The organism is Nicoliella sp. ESL1120 (assembly GCF_058508515.1).
Genome location: NZ_CP196383.1, coordinates 1,301,326 through 1,322,543, shown reverse-complemented (window position 1 = coordinate 1,322,543; position 21,218 = coordinate 1,301,326). Strand labels below are relative to the sequence as shown.

The following is a 21,218-nucleotide window of genomic DNA, read 5'->3' as shown; positions in this document are numbered from 1 at the left end:
TAAATTGGCCGGACTAATAATTTAAAAGAAGGTTTATTATGATTTATTTTGATAATAGTGCAACTACTAAGGTTGATCCTGCAGTATTAAATACTTACGATCAAGTAAGTGATAAGATTTGGGGGAATCCTTCTAGTTTACATCGCTTTGGTGAAGAAGCATTTAATTTATTGAATCAATCACGCAAACAAATTGCTGATTTATTAGGTGTTCAATCAAATGAAATCTTTTTTACCAGTGGTGGAACTGAGGGTGATAATTGGGTCTTAAAGGGGACTGCCATTGAAAAACGGAAGTTTGGTAAGCATATCATTACGACTGCTGTTGAACATCCAGCGATTCATGAAACTTGTGAACAACTCAAACAATTAGGGTATGATGTTACCTACCTTCCTGTTGATAAGGAGGGGCGGATTTCAATCGCTGATCTAAAAGCGGCGATTCGCAAGGATACGATTTTAGTGTCGATCATGGCCGTTAATAATGAAATTGGAACGATTCAGCCAATTAAAGAGGCGGCTGAAGTGTTAAATGACTACCCTAGTATTCATTACCACATTGATGCCGTGCAGGGAATCGGAAAGGGCATTTCTGATTTGATCATGAATGACCGCGTTGACTTTATCACGTTCTCCGGCCACAAGTTTCATGCCCCTCGAGGAATTGGCTTTATCTACAAGCGCGCTGGAAAGAAAATTGCGCCATTAATGACTGGTGGAGGCCAAGAACACAACCTCAGAAGTGGGACTGAAAACTTGCCAGCAATCGCTGCAATGGCTAAGGCGGTCCGACTCTTGTTGACCGATGAAAAAGCCAAGGCCAAAAAACAAGCTGATATTAAATCAACGATTTATAACCACATTAAGGACTTTGATAAGGTAACGATTTTTTCTAAAAATCAACCTAATTTCGCTCCCCACATTCTATGTTTTTCAATTTTAGGGGTCCGTGGTGAAACGATCGTCCATGCATTCGAAGACCATGATATTTACATTTCGACGACGAGTGCATGTTCTTCAAAGGATCATGTGCCATCAGCGACGTTGACTGCAATGCAAGAACCGACAGAACTATGTACTAGTGCGGTGCGTGTATCATTGGATGCAAATAATACAATCGAAGAAGCAGTTGAATTTAACCGCGTTTTTGATCAACTATACAAGAAATTTAGCAAATTAAGCTAAGGAGGTACTAATGCAATATAGTGAAATTATGGTCAGATACGGTGAATTATCCACCAAGGGTAAGAATCGGAAAGACTTTATTAAGCAACTAGGGAAGAACATTCGCCATGTGTTGCATGATTTCAAGGATATCCACGTTAATCCCCAACAAGATCGCTTGCACGTGGATCTTCATGGAGAGGATTACGATAAGGTAATCGAACGGCTCGAAGGGGTGTTTGGAATTGAGACACTGTCACCTTCGATCAAGTTGGATAAAGATATTGACCATGCCAAGGAAGTGGCGCTTCAAATGGTCAAGGACCAATACCAACCAGGCATGACCTTTAAGATCAACACGATCAGACAAGACAAGAACTATCCACTAGATACCTATGATATTAACGATAAAATGGGTGGTTACATCATCGAGAATATTGAGGGCATCAAGGCCAAGATGAAGCAACCAGACATTGAGATTCGAGTGGAAATTCGGATGAATGGAATCTTTCTCTCCAGTGAAACGATCAAGGGTGCGGGAGGACTACCAGTTGGAACAGGTGGTCGGGCAACAATGATGCTATCTGGTGGGATCGATTCACCAGTGGCGACCTACCTTGCTATGAAGCGCGGGGTCAAGGTCGATATGATCCATTTCTTCAGTCCACCATATACTAGCCCGCAAGCCTTAGCAAAGGCCAAGGAACTAACTTCTCAAGTGGCGAAGTTCGGTGGTAATATCCAATTTATCGAGGTGCCATTCACGGAAGTTCAAGAAACGGTGAAGGAAAAGGTCCCAGAAGGTTATTTGATGACGATTCAACGGCGGATGATGCTTAGGATTGCTTCTGAAATCACCCGCAATCGGCACTGTAAAGGGGTCTTTACTGGTGAATCATTAGGGCAAGTAGCTTCGCAGACCTTAGAAAGCATGATGGCCATTAACGACGTGACGAACCTGCCCGTATTACGGCCACTGGTATCGATGGATAAGACTGAAATTATCCGAATCGCTGAAAAAATTGGCACTTACGATCTTTCAATCATGCCATTTGAAGATTGTTGTACCATCTTCACGCCGCCTTCGCCTAAAACCAAGCCAGACCTTGAAAAGACCCGTCATTATGAAACTTACATTGACGTGGATGCTTTGACCAAGAAGGCCATTGCTGGGATTAAGGTTACTGATATCAAGCCAGGCGAAGAATTCTTAAACCAAAATCAAGATGTATTTTCAGAATTATTATAAAATTAGTTGACGATTAGACTCTGATTGATTATGATAGTTACCAAGAAGTAAAATACTGCGAACAAGAGAGTAATTTAAATTGGTGTCCAGAAAGAGACCTGCATCGTTGCGAGGGTTTTCATCATTTTAAATGAAGGTACCTTGGGAGTTGATTTACTGAAGCCTAGTAGGTAAATTCGGTTGACCCCGTTAAGCTGTCACATGAGAGAAATCGATTTGATCGGTTTAATTTAGGTGGTACCGCGAAGCACTTCGTCCTATTCGACGAAGTGCTTTTTTGTTTGCAAAATTTAAAATTAAATGAGGTGTTTTTTATGACTAAGGATATTAAAATGCCACCAAAGTATGACCATAATGCAGTTGAAGATGGCCAATACCAAGAATGGCTTGATGAAGATGTCTTCAAACCTAGTGGTGATCAAAAAGCAAAACCATATTCAATCGTAATTCCGCCGCCTAATGTTACTGGAAAACTGCATTTAGGCCATGCTTGGGATACGACTTTACAAGATATTTTAATTCGCCAAAAGCGGATGTTAGGCTATGATACACTCTGGTTGCCAGGGATGGACCATGCTGGAATTGCGACCCAAGCGAAGGTTGAAGCTAAGCTCAATAGCGAAGGCATCACCAGATATGACTTAGGACGCGAAAAGTTCATCGAAAAGGTGTGGGAATGGAAGGATGACTATGCCGCAACCATTAAGAAACAATGGGGTAAGTTAGGCCTCTCCCTTGATTATAGTCGGGAACGCTTCACGTTAGATGATGGTCTATCAGCTGCCGTGCGCAAGGTGTTCGTGACCCTCTACAAGAAGGGTCTCATCTACCGTGGTGAATACATCATTAACTGGGATCCAAAGGCGCGGACCGCATTGTCCGATATCGAAGTTATCCATAAGGATGACAAGGGTGCCTTTTACCACGTTAAGTATCCATTCACCGATGGAACTGATTTCAACGGTAAGGACTATATCGAAATCGCAACCACCCGTCCAGAAACGATGTTTGGGGATGTGGCGGTGGCCGTTAACCCAACCGATGAACGTTACAAGGACATCGTTGGCAAGCACATTCGAGTGCCATTAGTTGATCGTGAAATTCCAATCATTGCCGATGAATACGTAGATAAGGAATTTGGGACTGGGATGGTTAAGATCACGCCTGCCCACGACCCCAATGACTTTAACGTTGGTAACCGTCACGACTTGAAGCGGATCAACACGATGAACGAAGACGCTACGATGAATGAAAATGCTGGTAAGTACAAGGGCATGGACCGTTTTGAAGCTCGTAAGGCGATGACTGACGACTTGGAAGCTGGCGGCTACATGTTAAAGGTCGACCCAATCGTCCACGCTGTTGGGCATTCCGAAAGAACCGGGGTCCAAGTTGAATCCCGCCTTTCGACCCAATGGTTCGTTAAGATGAAACCACTTGCTGAACAAGCCTTGAAGAACCAAGAAACAGATGATCGGGTTAACTTCGTGCCAGAAAGATTCGAACACACCTTCGAACAATGGATGGACAACATCCATGACTGGGTTATTTCCCGTCAACTATGGTGGGGCCATCGGATTCCTGCTTGGTACAACAAGCAGACTGGTGAAACCTACGTTGGTGAAGAAGCACCTAAGGATATCGAAAACTGGGAACAAGACAACGACGTCTTAGACACCTGGTTCTCATCGGCACTATGGCCATTTTCAACCATGGGTTGGCCAGACACTGATTCCCCAGACTTCAAGCGTTACTTCCCAACCAACACGTTAGTTACTGGTTATGACATCATCTTCTTCTGGGTTTCTCGGATGATCTTCCAAAGTCTTGAATTTACCGGTCGCCGGCCATTCAAGGATGTCTTACTCCACGGTTTGATTCGTGATGAACAGGGTCGCAAGATGAGTAAGTCGCTTGGTAACGGGATCGATCCAATGGACGTGATCGATAAGTACGGTGCCGATGCATTGCGGTGGTTCTTATCTAATGGTTCTACGGCAGGACAAGACGTGCGGTTCAGTTACGCGAAGATCGAATCCGCTTGGAACTTCATTAACAAAATCTGGAACGCCAGTCGTTACGTTATCATGAACTTAGGTGACATGGAAAAACCTGAATTACCAGACCCAGCCCAATGGAACTTGGCTGACCGCTGGATTCTAAGCAAGCTAAACGGCCTTGTCAACCAAGTGACTGATCAATTTGATAAGTACAACTTTGGTGAAGCTGGGCGGGCGCTTTACAACTTCATCTGGGATGATTTCTGTGATTGGTACATTGAAATGAGTAAGGAAACCCTTACTGGTGACGATGAAGAAGCTAAGCAAAACACCCGTAACGTATTAGCCTACGTCTTAGACCAAACATTACGGTTATTGCAACCAATTATGCCATTCGTAACTGAAAACATCTGGCAAACAATGCCACATGAAGGCAAGTCATTAGTGGTTGCTGCATACCCAGTTGACCACCCTGACTTTAATGATCCTAAGTCAGAAGCTGATATGGATAGCCTCATTGATTTGATCAAGGCTGTTAGAAATATTCGTTCCGAAGCCAACGCCAAAATGTCTAGTGCGGTCGACATCTTAATTAAGACTGACAACCAAAACCTAAAGGACATTTTTGAAGGCAACCAAGGCTACATCGAACGCTTCTGTCACCCTAAGACCCTAGAAGTCGGTAGTGACGTTCAAGTGCCTAAGTTAGCGATGACGAGTGTGATGACTGATGCTGAAGTCAGCATCCCATTAGCAGAATTAGTTAATTTAGACGATGAAATCAAGCGTTTGGATGGTGAAATTGAACAATTTAATTTTGAAGTTCAACGTGCTGAAAAGAAATTAGCGAACGAACGTTTCGTGCAAAACGCCCCCGAAGCAGTGGTTAATGCAGAACGTGAAAAGCTAGAAGATAACAAGGCGAAGTTAGCTGCAACCAAGCAACGCCAAGCCGATCTAAAAGCACAATAATTAATTATGATTTAGCAACTAAGCCCCGGGCAGTCGATGTTACGGGGCTTTTTTGTAGGGAGGAACGAAAAACAATGGACTATCAAGAAGCACTAGCCTACATTCACGGACGGGTCAAGGCACACAAAGATGCGACGATGCAACGAATGCAAATATTAATGGAAAAACTTGGTCATCCAGAGCGGCAAATTCATGCGATCCATGTTGCTGGTACGAATGGGAAGGGTTCGGTCGTAGCATTTTTAAGTAATCTGCTTCAAGAAAGCGGACTTACGGTCGGCACGTTCACCTCGCCGTTTTTAGTGCGGTTCAACGAGCGGATCAGTGTTGATGGCACCCCGATCAGTGATGATGAAATTGTGCGCTTAGTTGAAAAGGTACAGCCAATCGTTGCAGAAATCGATGCAGCAATGCCAAACGAAGGACCGACCGAATTTGAAGTCTTGACCGCAATGATGTTTGCTTACTTTGCGGAGGGCCATGCAGATGTTGTGATTGTCGAAGTCGGTATCGGTGGTGATAATGATTCAACGAATGTGATCACTCCTGACTTATCAGTGATTACCACGATCGGGTATGATCACATGCAATTTTTGGGCAATACATTGGAATCGATTGCAGGGCATAAAGCAGGCATTATCAAACCGAACGTTCCCGTGGTAATTGGTAGGATTGAACCTGGGCCCCGAAAGGTTATTATCGACCGTGCCACGGATGAACATTCTGACATTAAGATGTTAGGGACCGATTTTGATGTTCATCCCCATTCGATTGCAGGTTGGCATGAACAATTTGATTTCGCGAGTGAGAATGAACAAATCAAGGGGATCGTTTTGAATATGATGGGTGATTTTCAGATCGATAATGCAGCAGTAGCGATTGAAGCGTTTATCACCTTGATGAATAAGCAAAAGACTCCGTTTAACAATAAAATGATCAAAGCGGGCATCCTAAATACCCAGTGGGCAGGACGGTTTGAAAAATTAAACGATCAGCCCCTAGTGATTATTGATGGAGCTCATAATATGCCCGCCATCAAAGAAATTGAAAAAAATATTAAAAATCATTTTTCAGATCGTGAAATTTATATTATACTTGCTATATTAGCAGATAAACAATATTTACCAATGATTGAAGCGCTTGCACAAATTAAAAATGTGCATTTAGTTTTAACCGAATTTGAGGGACCTAATAAGCGCTCCGCAGCAGATTTATCAACAATCGTTAGTAAAGTTGAATCGGTCAATCAAATTGAATTCGTGAATAATTGGAAGGAAGCCATTTTAAGAGTGACTAGTCAAATGGGCCAAGATGATGTGTTATTGATCACTGGATCGTTGTACTTTATATCTGATGTGCGAGCATTATTTACAGATTGATAACTAATTGTTTAACTTAAGATTAAGTTATTTGAAAAACCTTTTATTATTAGTGTTAATTTAGTTAAAATTAATCACGAGTGATTTAATTCAAGTTGAAGAAAATATGATATACTAAAAATGATAAATTCATATTAGTATATATGAATACGAAGGGATGAACGTCGTGTTTGGATTTGGAACAAAAAACATTGGGATTGATTTAGGGACAGCTAATACCATTGTGTATGTTGAAGGAAAGGGAATTGTTTTAAGAGAACCTTCCGTTGTTGCTAAAAATACTAAAACTGGCTCAATTGTGGCAGTTGGTGAAGAAGCTCGGAATATGATCGGTAGAACACCTGCTAGTATCAAGGCAATTCGCCCAATGAAAGATGGGGTAATCGCTGATTACGATACCACTGTAGCTATGTTGAAGTACTACATCGCTAAGACCTTAGGGCATTCAAGTGGTAAGCCATATGTTATGGTTTGTGTACCAAGTGGGATTACTGAAGTTGAAAAACGTGCAGTTATTGATGCTACTCGGGTTGCAGGAGCTCGTGATGCTTATGTAATCGAAGAACCATTTGCAGCTGCGATTGGTGCTGGATTACCAATCATGGATCCAACTGGTAGCATGGTAGTTGATATTGGTGGTGGAACTACTGACGTTGCTACAATCTCACTGGGTGGAATTGTTTCTAGCCGCTCAGTTCGTGTTGCTGGTGACAAGCTTAACGAAGCGATTGCTACTTATGTTCGTAAAAAGCATAATTTATTGATCGGTGAAAGAACTGCCGAACGGCTTAAATGGGAAATTGGTTCTGCATCATTAGAAGATGCTAAGAACATCGAAGGAACAACCGTACGTGGTCGTTACCTGCTTACTGGTTTACCAAAGGCCGTTGAAATATCAGCTGAAGACATTTCGACTGCCATTCATGAACCGATCTTGGAAATTATCGGAACCGTTAAGGAAACGCTTGAAGAAACTTCTCCAGAAATCGCTGCCGATGTTATCGATCATGGGATCGTACTTACCGGTGGGGGTGCATTACTTAAAAATCTTGCTGAAGTTATTTCAGATGAAACTCAGGTTCCAGTATCAATTGCTAAAGACCCGCTTGATTGTGTCGCAATCGGAACTGGTGAATCACTAAAGAGTATTGACGTAATGAAGAAAAAATAAAAAAACAATCACTGCGGGAGGGCTTATGCTTCCCGCTTTTGTTTTTATAAATCAAAATTTATGGAGGGGCAATTATGCACAAATTTTTCTCCAATCGAAAATTGGTAATTGTCATGGTGTGCGTTGTTATCAGTATTGGCTTAATGACGTTTTCAGTTGCGGTGCGGAATCGTAAAGCCACTCCGCCGTTAATCCAACAATTTGGTAATGACGTTGCTGGATTCACTAATACTGTCGTGTCAACACCAGTGAATATTATAAGCAATGGATTTGGTTCGATCGGTAGCTTGTTGAACACCTATCAAGAAAACCAAATTCTAAGTAAACGGGTTAACGAGATTACTTCAACTCAGGTTCGTGATGAAGCGTTACAACGTGAAAATGCCAAATTAAAGAGTCAATTAAAATTAAACGATACGCTTACTAGCTATAAAGCGATTAATGCAGCTGTAATTACGAGAACCCCTTCATCATGGCAAAATCAAATTATTATTAACCGTGGTGCAAATGCGGGCGTTAAAAAAAATATGCCAGTATTAGTCGATACTGGATTAGCTGGACGGGTTTCTGAAGTCAATAAAACTAATAGTAAAGTTGAATTGATTACTAATAATAATGCAGCGACGAACCGTTTTGCGATTCAGGTGAATGCCACTAACGGAAAGGTCGTCAACGGAATTATTTCTGGCTACAATAAAACAACTGGGTTAGTTGAAATGGGCAATATTACGACTAAATCTAAGATTAAAGTTGGCCAACGGGCATATACTAGTGGATTAGGTGGAATCACACCTAAGGGTCTATACATTGGAAAAGTGGCTAAGGTTTCAACTGATGACTATGGTTTGTCATACAAGATCTATATTAGCCCTGCTGCCGATCTAAATGATATCGAAGCAGTGACAGTAGCTAGTCGTGCTCAGTAGGGGGGATTGAAATGCTAAGGAATTCACCACTAAGGTTTTTATTTCCCATTGGCTTATACGTTGCATTTTGCTTAGATGGATCAGTTAGTCAAATTTTTAGTAAACAGTTATTTGGTGCCCAGTCGTTTGTTCCCAATTTAACATTACTATGGTTGATCTTTGGCTTGCTATTTGAAAATGAAATTAATTTACACTTGGGATTATGGGCAGCTTTGGTTGGATTTATAATGGACTTGTTCTACTTTGGAACGTTGGGGGTCTTTTTATTTATCCTCCCACTTACAATTTACATTAGCCGATTCCTATATCGTTATCTATCGGCAACGTTTATTTCTGGATTTTTAATTTATTTCATTGGGCTTACGTTGACAATGTCATTTTCATTTTTTGCAAATCGCTTTGTTCATCTAGCTAATATTACGGTATCCAATTTTTTAGTGTCTGTTTTGGGACCTAGCCTTGCATTTAATCTAGTTCTATTTATTATCACTTATTACCCGATTTCAGTGTTATTTAACCGCTATCGGGAAAAGTCATAGGGGGAAATTGATTTGAAAGCAGTTAGCTTAAAAGGGACTAAAAATGGTTATGAAGTAGTGTTAGATGAATCGGCGTCAATGACAGCGATTCTTAGTGAATTAGAAGTAATGCTGAACCAATTGGATCATGATTATCCAACTAAGCGAATGCATTTAGACATTGTTACTGGGAAACGATTACTTTCTAAAGAACAATTGAATAACATTCGGCAACTATTTAATAATTATAAGCACTTATTGATCAATCAAATTAGCAGTGAAGTGATTACGATTGAACGTGCTAATCAAATTAAGGAATCGGAAAACGTTCATGTTATTGTGCAAACGATTAGAAATGGCCAGGTTTTTGAAGCAACTGGTGATGTGTTATTCTTGGGAACGATTCATGAAGGTGGTAAATTAGTTACTAACGGTAATATCTATGTTTTAGGAAGCGTTTATGGAATCGTTCAAGCTGGTTTCCCTAATTCTGAAGATAGATTAATCGTTGGTGATTTACATAATGCGCAACAAATAAGAATTGGTGAACAATTTGATATCGTTGCTGATAAACAAATTGGTGGTTCTTTTCAAAATGTTGCATATGTAAATGATTTGCACACATTAGATTATGGTAAAATAAAGGAGTTAAAAAAAATTAACCCTAAATTTTACAATCGAATTGGAGGAATTATGTAATGGGGAGAGCAATCGTCGTTACCTCTGGTAAGGGTGGGGTTGGTAAAACGACCACTTCTGCAAACCTGGGGGTAGCTTTAGCCCTGATGGGTAAAAAAGTTTGTCTAATGGACTTGGATATCGGATTACGTAATCTAGATGTTATTTTAGGGTTAGATAATCGAATTATCTATGACATTGTTGACGTTGCTAGCGGTCGTGCTAAATTACGTCAAGCATTAGTTAAGGATAAAAGATTCGATAGCCTATACGTCTTGCCTGCAGCACAAAATACCAATAAAAACGCTTTAAATCCCGAACAAGTTAAGGGAATCGTTTCTGAATTAAAACAGGAATTTGAATACGTATTTATTGACTGTCCTGCTGGGATCGAACAGGGATTCTTAAACGCAGTTGCGGGTGCAGATGGTGCAATTGTGGTCACGACTCCAGAAATTTCTGCGGTTCGGGATGCTGATCGAGTAATCGGACTATTAGAACAACATCCACTTAAGGAACAACCAAAGCTGATTATCAACCGAATTAGAAAAAACATGATGGAAAACGGCGATACAATGGATATTGATGAAATCACTCAACACTTGGGCATTCAATTGTTGGGAATTGTTGTCGATGATGATGCCGTAATTCGTACTTCTAACCATGGCGAACCAATTGTAATGAATCCTGATAATCAAGCTTCACAGGGTTATCGAAACATTGCAAGAAGGGTTAATGGTGAAACCGTTCCGTTAATGCAAATTGAAGAAACGAGTGGGTCCAAAAAATCATTTTGGAATAAACTAGGGAACCTATTTTCTAAAAAAGATTAAGGTAAATCTTGACGAAATGATGATAATGTTTTATAATTCCATTAATTAAATTAAAGACATTGATCAGGAATTTGTTCATCATTATTCCACAGAAAATCTACGATGATGAGATGTAGATGAATAATGCGAATCTTTCACGCCTGTGAGTCGTTATCTCTGAAAATTATTAGGAGATTACCGTTTTAACGCGTTATTGTTGTAGTTTAGTAAATAAACTCATTGAGTTTCATTGTGTGAGCAATGGAAAAATCTGAGGTGGAACCACGATTAAATCGTCCTCTTAAGTCCCTGACTTAAGAGGACTTTTTTTATTTACTAAACTCACTAAGGTAGTTTGCTTGAGCAGGCTATAAATTGAGGTGGAACCACGTTGGACACGTCCTCTTAGATTAATTTCTAGGAGGACGTTTTTATTTATAGAAGGGAGCTAATTAAATGCTTAATTATATTATTGAGATTTTACCATCACTACTATCAGGGGTTAAAATGACCCTCCAAATTTTCTTTTTGACCCTTATTTTTTCAATTCCATTAGGAATCGTTGCTGGGGTTGGATTAATTTCCAAATTTAAGCCGTTAAAAGCGGTACTGGAATTTTATGTTTGGATCATGCGGGGAAGCCCACTACTACTACAATTGATCTTTGTATTCTATGGATTGCCAATGATGCCTGGGATTCAAATTGTTTTTCCACGATTTGATGCGGCACTGTTTGCCTTTGTTTTGAATTATACTGCATACTTTGCCGAAATCTTTAGAGGGGGATTACAATCGATCCCTGCAGGCCAATACGAAAGCGCACGGGTATTGAGATTATCATATTGGCAAACATTTAGAAAGATTATCGTGCCACAAGTGGTTAAAATTGTAATTCCATCGATTGGTAACGAAGTAATTAACCTCGTCAAAGATTCGTCATTGGTTTATGTCATTGGAATCGGAGATTTACTTAGAGCCGGAAACGTTGCATCTGCACGTGACGTTACCTTATTACCATTGGTACTAGTTGCCATTATTTACTTAGCTTTAACTGCCATTTTGACGTTCATTTTACGGCGGGTTGAAAAACACTATAGTTACTGGAAATAATTAAAAAGGGGGAATCACAAATGCTTGAATTAAAAAATATTACTAAAAAATATGGTGATCGAACAATTATTGATGGCTTAAATGCTGAAATCAAAGATAATGAGATTATGTGTATCGTAGGACCATCTGGAGCTGGGAAAACGACCTTGCTACGTTGTATTAGCGGATTAGAAAAAATTAATGGCGGCGAATTTATATTAGATGGGCAACGATTTGATCCATCAGCAACTGAAAATAATTTAGTGGGGGTCGTTTTCCAAGATTTTCAACTATTTCCTAATTTAACGGTAATGCAAAACATTACGTTAGCTCCCGAGTTAGTTTTAAAACAAGATAAGGCGACTGCACGTGAAAAGGCACAGGCATTAATCAATAAATTGAACCTAGATGGTAAGGAATCGCTTTACCCATTCCAACTATCTGGTGGGCAAAAGCAACGGGTCGCAATTGTTCGGGCCCTTGCGATGAATCCAAAGATTATTTGCTATGATGAACCAACGTCTGCGCTTGATCCTAATTTAAGGGATGAAGTTGCTAAAATTATTATTGATTTAAAACAAACTGAAGTGACCCAAATCGTGATTACTCATGATATGGATTTTGCTAAGAAGGTTGCAGATGATATGCTGAAGGTTCAACCAATTAAGTAGGGAGGGATAACATGAAAAAAATTTATAAATGGTTATCAATTGCCCTGATATTGGTTGCTGCGATTAGTCTGAGCGGTTGTGAATCAGTGACCCAGCGTGCTAATACAGAAAATACATGGAATAAAATCAATCAGAAAAAGAAAATTGTGATTGGATTAGATGACAGCTTTGTTCCATTTGGTTTTGAAACCAAGGCAGGTAAAATAACTGGTTATGATATCGATCTTGCTAGAGCTGTATTTAAGCAGTATGGCATTAAGGTGGATTTTCAGCCAATCGACTGGTCTATGAATGTAACTGAACTACGGAATGGAACGATTGATTTAATTTGGAATGGGTTGACTGTAACCGCAGAGCGGGCTAAAAATATTTCATTTTCGGAACCCTACCTTTATAATGATCAAGAGTTGGTAACGTTAAAGAGCTCTAATATTAAGAATTTTAATGAGATGCAGGGCAAAGAATTAGGAACTCAGACTGGATCTGCTGAAATTATCAGTTTAGACCAACAACCAAAAATTTTGAAGGATAAGATCAAAAATAAACAACCAATCTTGTATGATTCATTTACCAATGCATTCATTGATCTAAATGCTAAGCGGGTCAGCGGTTTGTTGATTGATAGTACTTATGCTAACTACTATATTAATCATGAGGCGTCGCCTGATAAGTATAATACTTATGTTGGGTCATTTCCTAAATCTAAGCTAGCGGTTGGGGTTCGGAAGGGTGATAAAACCTTGAGAAATAAGATTAACCAATCATTGAATCGCATGGCTAAAAATGGTGAACTCAAGAAAATCACGCAAAAATGGTTTGGAAATCAATATAACTCACCATTACTTAATAAATACGATAAATAATAAGCGGGCGGTTGCTCGTTTTTTTGTTTGATATTTCATGGGGCATAATTTAATATTACATTATGTAGTTTTTAAAGGGGGAATTATATTTGAAATTGATTAATGGTGTAAACCTAGAAGTAATTTCAAATGATAAGTTTAAGAGTAACAGCATTATGATTGATTTTATCGAACCTCTCGATCATAAAAAATTTGCAGCGTTTTCAATTATTTCGGAAATGATGCATAGTGGGAACCAAGAATATCCAGAACAATCCTTATTAGCAAAGCAGCTTTCGAATATGTACGGGGCTAACTTTGAGACGGATGTCCTTAGGCGTGGTCATTTGCATGTATTGAGAATCAACATGTCTTTTCCGAACCAAAAATACTTACCAACAGATGAATCAATTTTTGAAATGGCGGTTAGTTTTTTAAATGCCGTCATTTTTAAACCACTTGCCAAGAATGGGGCGTTTGATTCAGATGCTTTTGAAATTAAAAAGCGAAACATCATTAATTATGTAAAGTCGATTCCAGATAATAAGCAATACTACGCATCCAATCAGTTAATGGATTTGTACTATCAAGATAATCCTGATTATGCTCAATTATTATATGGAACGGTGGATCAGTTAATGGATACAGATCCGAAAAGAACGTTTGAAATCTACCAATCAGCGCTAGCTAATTCACAGATTCAAATTTATGTACTGGGTAACGTTGAAGAATCAAAGGTCCAACAAGCGTTCACTAAAATGGATTTTACGCCACGAAATGAAGAGCAGTTAGACCTAAAGACTTCATACCAGCCTGTTCAATCGGTTCGTAAAAAGACTGAAGTTCAAAAGATAAATCAAAGTAAATTGGATATTGCGTACTACCTTCCTGTTTTATATGATGACGATTTAAAATACGCCGCGATGTTATTTAACAGTTTGTTCGGTGGAACGCCTAATTCAAAGCTATTCAAGAACGTTCGAGAAAAGAATAGTTTGGCATATTACGCAGATAGTTTATATACTGCTGCTTATGGGATTGTGATCGTTCAATCTGGAATTGACGCTAAGAATTATGATCAGGTCTTAAAAATTATTGCTGAACAACTAACTGCGATGCAGAACGGTGATTTTACCAATGAAGATATCGAAAGTGGCAAGGCGGAGTTGATCAGCAGACGGTTATCTGGTTTAGATAGCCCGTTTTACCTAATTGGGAAGGCCAGTTCGGATGCTTTGACCCATCAAAATATTTCTGTTTCGGAATGGTGTAACCGTGTGAATAATGTAACCAAGGCGGATATTATTAAAGTGGCCAAACAAGTTGAAATGCAAGCGATTTATTTCTTAGAAGGGCAGGCTGATGATGACGATGAATAAAAAACACTACCCTGTATATGGAGATACTGTTTACTCCAAGCGCTTAGCAAATGGATTATTGGTAATTGTGGTACCAAAGCCTGATTACCATCGGACCTATGCTACGCTTGAGGTTAATTATGGTTCAATTGATAACGAGTTCATTCATCCTGATACAGGCAAACCAGTGAAGCTTCCAGCTGGAATCGCGCACTTCTTGGAACATAAAATGTTCGATAAAGATGGATACGATGCATTCGACCTATTTAATAAATACGGAAGTAATGCCAATGCTTACACTAGTTTTACGGATACGAACTACCTATTTTCAACGACTAATCACGTGAAAGAAAATTTAAAGATCCTATTGGACTATGTTCAAATTCCATACTTTACCCAAGCAAAAGTGGAGAAGGAAAAGGGGATTATTGGCCAAGAAATTCAAATGTACAATGATGAACCGAACTCACGCATCTTTTTCCAAACGTTACGGAACCTCTACCCCGATTTTCCATTGAATCAAGACATTGCCGGTTCGGTCGAATCAATTGCTAAAATCACTGCTGAAGATTTAAATTTGGCATATCGGGTCTTTTATCAACCCAGCAATATGACGCTTAAAATCGTTGGTAACGTTGATTTTGCAGAAATTATTCAATTTATTGAAGCTGATCAATCAAAGAAGCAATTTGCAGCCCCTGTCAAGATCGAACGAATTTTTCCAAAACAAGCCCCTTACCAATTTTTAGCTTCACACCATGAACATATTGGAATATCAAGACCCAAAGTCGCACTTGCGATTAAGGGGATTCAACCACTCGCTAAGGGAGCAAACGAAGCCAAACAAGAAATTGCAATGACCCTACTTTTGAGCGTATTATTCTCCGAAAATTCGCGGTTATATTCTGAACTATACGATGAGGGAATCATTGACGATTCATTTGGTTATGAATTAGATTGTGAACGTGAATTTTACTTTTTATTTTTGTCCGTTAATACTAACCATCCACAAGCATTTATCGATCGCATCTTAGAAGTGATTAAAAATGTAAATACTCACTTAGATGACTTGAAAGCTGATTTTGAATTGATTAAAAAAGAAAAGCTTGGCCAACGGGTCTTAATGATGAACTCACTAGAAACAATTGCCACAAGATTAGGCAATCAAATGAATGATTTCACGAATCTATATGATGAAATAGAGATTACAAATTCAATTCAAATATCCGATATAAAGGCTGCTGCTGATCAGTTATTTGACTTAAAAGCAGTTACAACTAATATTTTTGATTAAGAAATTGTTCAATCTACAAACTAGTGTTATCTAGCAACAATTGTTATGATATACTTAATAATGTGAAAATTTAAAATATATTGAGGTAATTTTGATGAGTGAAGAAGATAAAAAAGGAACAACATCAATTGGTCAAACATTACACGATGCCCGTGTGAAAAAGGGACTTACAATTGATGATCTTCAAAATAATACTAAAATTCAAAAGCGGTACTTAATTGCAATTGATGAAGATAAATTTGATGAACTACCCGGTGATTTTTATGTTCGGGCGTTTGTTAAGCAATATGCTGATGCTGTTGGGTTAGATGGCACCGAATTATTGAAACAATTCGATGAGGCACTTCCTGAAACTCAAAACCCAGAATATGTTGATAAAGTCAGTGAAGATAAAATCGCTAGCAGAACGGCACAACGGAAAGTAGACGATCGTAATATGACGATTAGAAGATACATTCCAGTGACGATCATTTCTGTTGCGGTGGTCCTAGTGATCCTAGTGATTTGGTTTGCTGCTGCCAAGAGTTCTAAGAATTCTCAACAAACTAACATTAATAGTGGTAGTTCGGTTTCAGTTTCTGGATCGTCTAGTTCTAGTAGTGAATCCAGCAGTGCCAAAAAGGTGACTAAAAAGACAACTAAAAAAGCACCTGCATCAAATACTACGATCAAATCTGAAAGTACATCTACTGATGGTGGGACTTATAGTGTTACGACTAAGAAGTCCGCTAGTGAAATCAAGATTGAAACTTCTGCTAAGGCATGGGTAAGTATTAATGCAAATAGTAGTAATGTTTATCAAGCATCACAAGATGCAAACGTTAACCATACCGTTAAGCTACCAAGTAACACGACTTCTGCAACCCTTAACTTAGGGAATGCAACTGCTACTAAGCTTTACATTAACGGAAAAGCTGTTAAATTAACTAGCAATTCACAAGTTCAAAACATTACTTTTAACTTTAGTAAATAATATTGATAAAAAGCGGGGTAGTTTTACCCGGCTTTTTATTTGGAGGTTTTTTAATGAATTTACCAAATAAATTAACGCTGTTAAGAATCTTTTTAATTCCCATTTTTATTTTAGTTTTAGTACTGCCGATTAGTTGGGGGTCAGTTACCATTCTAGGTAGTACGATTGCGATTAATAGCTTGCTTGGGGCAATAATCTTTGCCGTGGCAACAATTACTGACTTCTTAGATGGTCAAATTGCAAGAAGACAGCATCTTGTTACTAATTTTGGCAAATTTGCAGATCCACTAGCTGATAAAATGATCGTGATGAGTGCCTTTATTATTTTAGTTTCATATGGCAAAGTTCCAGCTTGGGTTGCAGCAATTATTGTTTGTCGCGAACTTGCAGTCACGGGGTTAAGATTGATCGTAGTTGAAAACGACGGTGAAGTGATTGCTGCAGCTTGGCCTGGTAAAATTAAGACGGCTTCACAGATGTTTTCGATCATTTTCTTATTTATGAATAACTTTATTTTTAGCTTAATTAAAGTGCCGATTGGTGAAATTTTACTATATATTTGTTTGTTTTTTACCGTTTACTCTGGTGTGGAATACTTTATTAAAAGTGGATCTGTATTTAAAAATTCAATTTAAAATTATTACGTATTTAAATATTGAGGGTGATAAAATGGCAAATCGGTTTCAAACACAGTTAGTTAAAAAGATGATTGCTTCTGGCCTTACCATCACAGCTGCAGAAAGTTTGACTGCTGGCATGTTTCAAAGCACGTTAGGGGATGTCGCTGGCGTATCAGCGATTTTTCCGGGCGGATTTGTTACCTATGCTAATGAAGTGAAACATCAGTTAGTTGGGGTTGATGATGAAACAATCAAGCAATTTGGGGTCGTTTCCGAAGAAACTGCAATTGAGATGGCAAGTGGGGCGAGTCAGATTTTAAATACTAAGGTCGCAGTTTCATTTACGGGAGTCGCTGGGCCAGATTCACTGGAAGGAAATCCTGCGGGAACGGTTTGGATTGGCCTGAGTTTTGTGGGCCATCCAACGATTGCTAGCGTTTATCACTTTCAAGGCAATCGAGACGAAGTTAGAAGATCAGCGGTTGCAAAGGGATTTGAAATGCTTGCTCAACGATTAGAACAATAAAAAACGAACTTTTGTTTGCATTTTTGATAATTGATTAGTATAGTATATAAAGATGATTTTTTGGAAACGATAAGGAGGAAAATGAATGGCTGACGAACGCAAGGCAGCACTTGACGGTGCATTAAAGCGAATTGTGAAGGAGTTCGGTAAAGGTTCCATTATGCGGATGGGAGACCGTGGTGATACGCGGATTTCGACTGTTCCATCAGGTTCATTAGTTTTAGATAATGCACTTGGTGTAGGTGGATATCCACGTGGACGGATTGTTGAAATCTATGGACCTGAAAGTTCTGGTAAAACTACGATTGCTTTGCAAGCCGTAGCAGAAGTTCAAAAGCAAGGTGGGACTGCAGCATACATTGATGCAGAAAACGCCTTAGACCCTGAATATGCAACTAACTTAGGGGTTAATATTGATGACTTATTGCTCTCCCAACCTGATACGGGTGAACAAGGGTTACAAATAGCCGATGCCCTAGTATCTAGTGGAGCGATTGATATCGTGGTAATCGATTCAGTGGCTGCACTAGTTCCAAGAGCTGAAATTGAAGGTGAAATGGGTGACACCCACGTTGGTTTACAAGCGCGTTTGATGTCACAAGCTTTAAGAAAGCTATCTGGGACGATCAATAAGACCAAAACGATTGCATTATTTATTAACCAAATTCGTGAAAAGGTCGGCGTGATGTTCGGGAACCCAGAAACGACCCCTGGTGGACGGGCCCTTAAGTTCTACTCCACGATCCGCCTAGAAATTCGGCGTGGTGAACAAATTAAAGATGGTACTGATATTATCGGAAGTCGCGCTAAGATCAAAGTTGCCAAAAACAAGGTTGCTCCTCCATTTAAGCGTTGTGAAGTGGATATCATGTATGGAAAAGGGGTTTCTCAAGACGGTGAATTAATTGATATGGCTGCTGATAAGGATATCATTAATAAAGCTGGTTCTTGGTACTCGTACGGAGAAGATCGTATTGGTCAAGGGCGTGAAAATGCTAAACAATATTTAGTTGAACATCCTGATGTTAAAGCTGAAATCTACAATAAGGTTCGCGTAGCTTATAATATGGGCGGTGCTGCTGAAAAAGAAGCTGCTGAAGGCACTCCTAAGGATGGTAATGCTAAGTCTGATGCCGATAATCAAAAAGATAAATAAATAATAAGATAGGTAAATTGAGTTAACTTAATTTACCTTTTTATTTTGAAATGGTTATAAGTTAGTTGACACTTTGCTTTCTAAAATTTAAAATGGGTAAGTGTGATAGTAATCAATAACATCTAAAATACTGATTAATTAATCATTGTTTGATGATGCGGAGGTGTTATAGTGCCATTTATTTATTTAATCCTCGTCGCAATCATCGCTATTATCGTTGGTTTTTTTGTTGGAAAAGCAGTGCATCAAAGTGCAACTGAAAAGCGTCTTAACGCTGCCCATCAAAATGTCGATGACATTTTAGCTGAGGCAAAGCGTCAGGCAGAGACTACTAAGAAAGAATCAATTCTTGAAGCACGTGAAGAAAGTAATGACTATCGATCAAAAATTGAAAAAGAATTAAAGGATCGCCGTTCTGAAATTCAAAAGCAAGAAGATCGATTATTACAACGTGAAGATTCCCTCGATCGCAAGGAATCATCATTAGAGAAACGTGACAATTGGTTTACTAAAAAGGAAGCCCGTCTTAACGCAGACGAAAAACAAATTGCCAAGCGACAACAAGAAGCAGAATCACTCGTTGAAAAACGTCAACTTGAAGTCGAAAGGGTTTCATCTCTATCACAAGATGAAGCACGCGACTTGATTATCAAGGAGACCAAGAATCAATTAGCTGACGAGCGAGCCAAGATGATTAAATCTAGTTATGATCAGGCGCATCATGATGCAAATGAAAATGCTAAGGATTTGATCGTTCAGGCAATTCAACAAAGCGCTGCTGATACCGTTTCAGAAACAACGGTGTCTGTAGTTAACTTACCAAGTGATGACATGAAGGGACGGATTATCGGACGCGAAGGTCGGAACATTCGGACTTTTGAAACGTTAACTGGAATTGATTTAGTAATTGATGATACTCCAGAAGCCGTTATCCTAAGTGGTTTTGATCCAATTCGAAGGGAAGTTGCCAAAATTGCCTTGGAAAAATTGATTAAGGATGGCCGAATTCATCCAGCTCGGATCGAAGAGATGGTTGAGAAAAGTCGTCGTGAATTAGATCAACACATTCAAGAAGTTGGCGAAGATGTCATCTTTGACTTAGGAATTCATTCAATGAATCACGAATTGATTAAGTTAGTTGGTAAATTGAAGTATAAAATGTACTTCGGACAAAATGCTTTAAGTCGGTCGATTGAGGTAGCAAAGCTCACTGGAGTATTAGCTGCTGAATTGGGTGAGGATGTTACATTAGCAAAACGCGCAGGATTATTACACGAAATTGGACTGGCTGTGGATCACGAAGCTGATGGATCGCACGTTAAAATCGGTGCTGATTTAGCTAAAAAATACCACGAAAGTCCAGTGATTATCGATTCTATTCAAGCTGATGACAGTACTAATTCGACAAAACCACGTTATGTGATTTCAGAATTAGTTGCCGTTGCTGAAAAGATTTCGATTTCCAGACCAGGAGCAAAGAGTAAGTCATTAGAAAGCTTTGTTCACCGTTTGGATAGTTTAGAAAAAATTAGTAATAGTTTTAAAGAAGTAAAACAAAGCTATGCAATTCAAGCTGGGCGTGAAATTAGGGTCATCGTTAATCCTGAAAAAGTTTCAGATACCCAAGCTGTTGTGTTAGCTCGCAATATTAAACGTAAGATCGAGTCTGACATGGAATACCCAGGTCACATTAAGGTTACGATTATTCGTGAAGTTCGATCAGTTGAATATGCTAAGTAGAAAAGACCATGCAGTGGTCTTTTTTATTTACTTTCTTCCGTGTTAAAATTAAATAAAATGCTTTCGAAAAAAGAAACGAGG

Annotated in this window: 19 protein-coding genes and 1 other annotated feature; all 19 genes read left to right on the top strand. The window is 39.0% G+C overall.

Annotated elements, in window-relative coordinates; translation table 11 throughout:
- Window positions 1–38: 38 nt before the first annotated feature.
- The 19 genes from ACSYTE_RS05735 (at window position 39) to rny (ending at window position 21,137) form a co-directional block, all read left to right on the top strand.
- Complete coding sequence (locus tag ACSYTE_RS05735; RefSeq protein WP_491716487.1) at window positions 39–1,184, top strand: cysteine desulfurase family protein; 1,146 nt, start codon at window positions 39–41, stop codon at window positions 1,182–1,184.
- A gap of 10 nt (window positions 1,185–1,194) precedes the next feature.
- Window positions 1,195–2,412, top strand: coding sequence for a tRNA uracil 4-sulfurtransferase ThiI (thiI, locus tag ACSYTE_RS05730; RefSeq protein ID WP_491716486.1), 1,218 nt, complete (start codon window positions 1,195–1,197; stop codon window positions 2,410–2,412).
- Between the two features lie 48 nt (window positions 2,413–2,460).
- Window positions 2,461–2,675 (top strand) — a binding site (T-box leader).
- 51 nt (window positions 2,676–2,726) lie between these two features.
- Window positions 2,727–5,384, top strand: a complete 2,658-nt coding sequence (locus ACSYTE_RS05725; protein WP_491716485.1) for a valine--tRNA ligase — start codon at window positions 2,727–2,729, stop codon at window positions 5,382–5,384.
- Between the two features lie 74 nt (window positions 5,385–5,458).
- On the top strand, window positions 5,459–6,763 hold the full coding sequence (locus ACSYTE_RS05720) for a bifunctional folylpolyglutamate synthase/dihydrofolate synthase (protein ID WP_491716484.1): 1,305 nt from the start codon (window positions 5,459–5,461) through the stop codon (window positions 6,761–6,763).
- Between the two features lie 166 nt (window positions 6,764–6,929).
- The gene (locus tag ACSYTE_RS05715) at window positions 6,930–7,934 is read left to right on the top strand and encodes a rod shape-determining protein (protein WP_491717305.1); all 1,005 of its coding nucleotides are present in this window, start codon (window positions 6,930–6,932) and stop codon (window positions 7,932–7,934) included.
- A gap of 74 nt (window positions 7,935–8,008) precedes the next feature.
- Complete coding sequence (gene mreC / locus ACSYTE_RS05710; RefSeq protein ID WP_491716483.1) at window positions 8,009–8,860, top strand: rod shape-determining protein MreC; 852 nt, start codon at window positions 8,009–8,011, stop codon at window positions 8,858–8,860.
- Window positions 8,861–8,871: 11 nt separating this feature from the next.
- Window positions 8,872–9,399 carry a rod shape-determining protein MreD gene (gene mreD / locus ACSYTE_RS05705; RefSeq protein ID WP_491716482.1) on the top strand — a complete coding sequence of 176 codons (528 nt, stop codon included), beginning with the start codon at window positions 8,872–8,874 and terminating at the stop codon, window positions 9,397–9,399.
- A 12-nt stretch (window positions 9,400–9,411) separates the two neighbouring features.
- Complete coding sequence (locus ACSYTE_RS05700) at window positions 9,412–10,077, top strand: septum site-determining protein MinC (RefSeq protein WP_491716481.1); 666 nt, start codon at window positions 9,412–9,414, stop codon at window positions 10,075–10,077.
- Window positions 10,077–10,889, top strand: coding sequence for a septum site-determining protein MinD (minD, locus tag ACSYTE_RS05695; RefSeq protein WP_491716480.1), 813 nt, complete (start codon window positions 10,077–10,079; stop codon window positions 10,887–10,889). Before ACSYTE_RS05700 ends, minD begins: the two co-directional genes overlap by 1 nt.
- A 435-nt stretch (window positions 10,890–11,324) precedes the next feature.
- The gene (locus ACSYTE_RS05690) at window positions 11,325–11,978 is read left to right on the top strand and encodes an amino acid ABC transporter permease (protein ID WP_491716479.1); all 654 of its coding nucleotides are present in this window, start codon (window positions 11,325–11,327) and stop codon (window positions 11,976–11,978) included.
- 20 nt (window positions 11,979–11,998) lie between these two features.
- The gene (locus ACSYTE_RS05685; RefSeq protein WP_491716478.1) at window positions 11,999–12,628 is read left to right on the top strand and encodes an amino acid ABC transporter ATP-binding protein; all 630 of its coding nucleotides are present in this window, start codon (window positions 11,999–12,001) and stop codon (window positions 12,626–12,628) included.
- An 11-nt stretch (window positions 12,629–12,639) separates the two neighbouring features.
- Window positions 12,640–13,491, top strand: coding sequence for an amino acid ABC transporter substrate-binding protein (locus ACSYTE_RS05680; RefSeq protein WP_491716477.1), 852 nt, complete (start codon window positions 12,640–12,642; stop codon window positions 13,489–13,491).
- Between the two features lie 89 nt (window positions 13,492–13,580).
- A complete protein-coding gene (yfmF, locus tag ACSYTE_RS05675; protein ID WP_491716476.1) occupies window positions 13,581–14,849 on the top strand; it encodes an EF-P 5-aminopentanol modification-associated protein YfmF in 1,269 nt (422 codons plus the stop codon).
- Window positions 14,833–16,122 (top strand): EF-P 5-aminopentanol modification-associated protein YfmH, encoded by a 1,290-nt coding sequence (yfmH, locus tag ACSYTE_RS05670; protein ID WP_491716475.1) that lies wholly within the window; start codon window positions 14,833–14,835, stop codon window positions 16,120–16,122. The genes yfmF and yfmH overlap by 17 nt, the downstream gene beginning before the upstream one ends.
- A 94-nt stretch (window positions 16,123–16,216) precedes the next feature.
- Window positions 16,217–17,095: a helix-turn-helix domain-containing protein gene (locus ACSYTE_RS05665; protein WP_491716474.1), complete on the top strand. Its 879-nt coding sequence runs from the start codon at window positions 16,217–16,219 to the stop codon at window positions 17,093–17,095.
- A gap of 53 nt (window positions 17,096–17,148) precedes the next feature.
- On the top strand, window positions 17,149–17,730 hold the full coding sequence (gene pgsA / locus ACSYTE_RS05660) for a CDP-diacylglycerol--glycerol-3-phosphate 3-phosphatidyltransferase (RefSeq protein ID WP_491716473.1): 582 nt from the start codon (window positions 17,149–17,151) through the stop codon (window positions 17,728–17,730).
- Between the two features lie 34 nt (window positions 17,731–17,764).
- Window positions 17,765–18,241, top strand: a complete 477-nt coding sequence (locus tag ACSYTE_RS05655) for a nicotinamide-nucleotide amidohydrolase family protein (RefSeq protein ID WP_491716472.1) — start codon at window positions 17,765–17,767, stop codon at window positions 18,239–18,241.
- Between the two features lie 85 nt (window positions 18,242–18,326).
- Window positions 18,327–19,397 carry a recombinase RecA gene (gene recA, locus ACSYTE_RS05650; protein ID WP_491716471.1) on the top strand — a complete coding sequence of 357 codons (1,071 nt, stop codon included), beginning with the start codon at window positions 18,327–18,329 and terminating at the stop codon, window positions 19,395–19,397.
- A 180-nt stretch (window positions 19,398–19,577) separates the two neighbouring features.
- Window positions 19,578–21,137, top strand: coding sequence for a ribonuclease Y (rny, locus tag ACSYTE_RS05645; protein ID WP_491717304.1), 1,560 nt, complete (start codon window positions 19,578–19,580; stop codon window positions 21,135–21,137).
- Window positions 21,138–21,218: the final 81 nt, after the last annotated feature.